The 2,772-nt window shown below is 71.5% G+C and carries 4 protein-coding genes; 3 read left to right on the top strand and 1 reads right to left on the bottom strand.

Annotation, left to right across the window (positions count from 1 at the left end; all coding sequences use genetic code 11):
- The first annotated feature begins 356 nt into the window (after nucleotides 1–356).
- Genes acuI through C5O18_RS08315 form a run of 3 tightly spaced genes read left to right on the top strand, consistent with a single transcriptional unit; the run spans nucleotide 357 to nucleotide 2,616 of the window.
- Complete coding sequence (gene acuI / locus C5O18_RS08325) at nucleotides 357–1,346, top strand: acrylyl-CoA reductase (NADPH) (RefSeq protein ID WP_105193089.1); 990 nt, start codon at nucleotides 357–359, stop codon at nucleotides 1,344–1,346.
- Between the two features lie 5 nt (nucleotides 1,347–1,351).
- On the top strand, nucleotides 1,352–1,870 hold the full coding sequence (locus C5O18_RS08320; RefSeq protein ID WP_105193087.1) for a DUF3465 domain-containing protein: 519 nt from the start codon (nucleotides 1,352–1,354) through the stop codon (nucleotides 1,868–1,870).
- A gap of 23 nt (nucleotides 1,871–1,893) precedes the next feature.
- A complete protein-coding gene (locus C5O18_RS08315) occupies nucleotides 1,894–2,616 on the top strand; it encodes an NAD(P)H-dependent oxidoreductase (RefSeq protein ID WP_105193085.1) in 723 nt (240 codons plus the stop codon).
- On the opposite strand, the gene C5O18_RS08310 is transcribed toward C5O18_RS08315, so the two are convergent.
- The coding region (locus C5O18_RS08310; protein WP_146089299.1) for a helix-turn-helix domain-containing protein at nucleotides 2,565–2,772 on the bottom strand (208 nt) is incomplete at its 5' end. The genes C5O18_RS08315 and C5O18_RS08310 overlap by 52 nt on opposite strands.

Genomic DNA, 2,772 nt, shown 5'->3' with positions numbered 1-2,772 from the left:
GTCCGGCAGCCAGCCCGGCGGCATGGCGACAGGTCAGGGCGGGCAGGGCGACACCGGTGCCCGCGGCCGTCCGGGTGACAGCCAGCCCGGCGTGGCCGATGCCGCCGGACCGGTCGCCGGCCACAGCGGCGATGGCCAGGTCGACTACTACGCCTGATCCGGGCGCGGCCGGGCCTGATTCCGTCAGGCCCGGGGCCGGCCGCGATTCCCGCCGCTGACGACAAAGTGCTGCCCGCGCCGCACCGGCGCTTGTCATTTCCCTTGCCGCGAACGACTATCGGAAACTTTCCGAGCCCGGGCGTGTCGCTGCCGCGACGCCGCGCGGGTGCCCCGTCCATGACCCGGGAGATGTCTTCGTGAGCATTCGCGCCATCCTGCTGGAAAAGCCCGAGAGCGGTTTCCGCGCCACCGTCGCTAACATCGAGCAGGCACAGCTGCCCGATGCCGACGTGCGCATCGCGGTGCAGTACTCGACCCTGAACTTCAAGGATGGCCTGGCCATCACCAACCGTTCGCCGGTGGTGCGCCAGTGGCCCATGGTGGCCGGCATCGACGGCGCCGGCCGCGTGCTGGAGAGCAGCCACCCGGCCTGGCGCGAAGGCGACGAGGTCATCCTCAACGGCTGGGGCGTGGGCGAGACCCACTGGGGCTGCCTGGCGCAGCAGGCCGCGCTCAAGGGCGACTGGCTGGTGCGCCTGCCCGCCGGCCTGTCCGCGCGTGATGCCATGGCCATCGGCACCGCCGGCTACACCGCCATGCTGTCGGTGCTGGCGCTGGAGCAGCAGGGCGTGCAGCCGGAAGATGGCGACGTGCTGGTGACCGGCGCCACCGGCGGCGTCGGTTCGGTGGCGGTGGCCATCCTCGCGCACCTCGGCTACCGCGTGGTGGCGGCCACCGGCAAGGCCGCCGAAGCCGATTTCCTGCGCCAGCTCGGCGCCGCCGAGGTGGTCGGCCGCGACACCCTCGACCAGCCCGGCAAGCCGCTGCAGAAAGAGCGCTGGGCCGCCGTCGTCGACTGCGTCGGTTCGCACACCCTGGTCAACGCCTGCGCCCAGGTCCGCTACGGCGGCGTGGTCACCGCCTGCGGCCTGGCCCAGGGCATGGATTTCCCGGCCTCGGTGGCGCCGTTCATCCTGCGCGGCGTGCGCCTGATCGGCATCGACAGCGTGATGGCGCCGCGCGCCCTGCGCGAGCGCGCCTGGCAGCGCCTGGCCCGCGACCTGCCGGCCGACCGCCTGGCGCTGATCGGCGCACGCGAGATCGGCCTGGACGAGGTCATCACCACCGCCGAAGACCTCATGGCCGGCCGCGTGCGCGGCCGTGTCGTGGTCGATGTGAACCGGTGAGCGGCATGTCGTCGCTGCGCAGGGGTTCGGCCTGGTGGCTGTGGCTGCTGCTGGCGCTGGCGGTCTTCGCCGGCCAGCGCTGGCTACTGCCGGGCGGCGAACCGGTCGCCACGGACACGGCGACCGCCACCAGCCCGGCGCATGCCCCGGCGGTTGCAGGCGGGTCGCTGACGGCGGAGCAGATCGCCGCCGGCAACGCCGCCATCGGCAAGGCCTACGTCGCCCGCCGGGGCGGCCTGCAGGTGCTCGGCGAGGGCACGGTCAGCCGCATCCTGCCGGATGACAACGAAGGCAGCCGCCACCAGCGCTTCCTGCTGCGCCTGGATGACGGCCGCACCGTGCTGGTGGCACACAATATCGACCTGGCGCCGCGCATCGGCGGCCTGTCGGCGGGCGAGCGCGTCGCCTTCTACGGTGTCTACGAGTGGAATGACAAGGGCGGGGTCATCCACTGGACCCACCACGACCCGCGCGACCGCCACGAGCACGGCTGGCTGCGCCACCAGGGTCGCGAATACCGCTGAATCCATTTTTCCAAGGAGATGTCATGAAGGTCCTGATCGTCCACGCGCACCCAGAGCCGCAATCGTTCACCGCCGCCCTCAAGGATGCCGCGATCGCGGACCTGACCGCCGCCGGCCACGAGGTCGTGGTGTCTGACCTCTACGCCATGCAGTGGAACCCGGTCGCCAGCGCCGCCGACTTCGGCTCGCGCGGCAACCCGGAATACATGAACTACGCCCTGGAGCAGCGCGCCAACGCCGAAGCCGGCACGCTGGCCGCCGACATCGAGGCCGAGCTGGCCAAGGTCATGGCCGCCGACCTGATCATCTTCACCTTCCCGCTGTACTGGTTCTCGGTGCCGGCCATCCTCAAGGGCTGGTTCGACCGCGTGCTGGTCTCCGGCCGCGTCTACGGCGGCCGCCGCTTCTACGACCAGGGCTCGCTGGCGGGCAAGCGCGGCTGGCTGGTGCTGACCTGCGGCGGGCGTGACTACATGCTGTCGGAAGGCGGCATCCACGGCGACATGACGCAGATCCTCAAGCCGGTGCTGCAGGGCACGCTGGCCTACACCGGCCTGAGCGTGCTGCCGCCGTTCACCGGCTACCACATTCCCTACCTGAGCCCGGAAAAGCGCGCCGAGATCCTCGCCGACTTCCGCGCCCGCCTGGCCGCGCTCGACAGCGTCGAGCCGCTGACCATGCCGGTGCTGGCCAGCTATGACCGCGAGATGAAGCCACTGGACCGCGAGATGAAACCGCTGGCCTGATGCGCCGCCGACTGCCGGCGCCAGGCTTTCGGGCCGATGCCGTGCCAGCGCCGGAAGGCGCGGGTGAGGGCGCTCTGCTCGGAGAAGCCGAGCAGCCCGGCAATGTCGTTCAGCGTCAGGTGCGGGTCGAGCAGGTATTCCTCCGCCAGGTGCCGG

The sequence above is a fragment of the Amnimonas aquatica genome (genome assembly GCF_002943415.1).
In the GTDB taxonomy this organism is placed as follows: Bacteria; Pseudomonadota; Gammaproteobacteria; order Pseudomonadales; family Moraxellaceae; genus Perlucidibaca; species Perlucidibaca aquatica_A.
The sequence above is the reverse complement of the archived record's forward strand: the minus strand, read 5'-3'. Positions and strand labels throughout refer to the sequence as shown.

What these genes read in the sequence shown, in the direction of transcription:
- C5O18_RS08320 (WP_105193087.1), top strand. Translation starts at nt 1,352, where the DNA reads ATGTCGTCGCTGCGCAGGGGTTCGGCCTGGTGGCTGTGGCTGCTGCTG.
- C5O18_RS08315 (WP_105193085.1), top strand. Translation starts at nt 1,894, where the DNA reads ATGAAGGTCCTGATCGTCCACGCGCACCCAGAGCCGCAATCGTTCACC.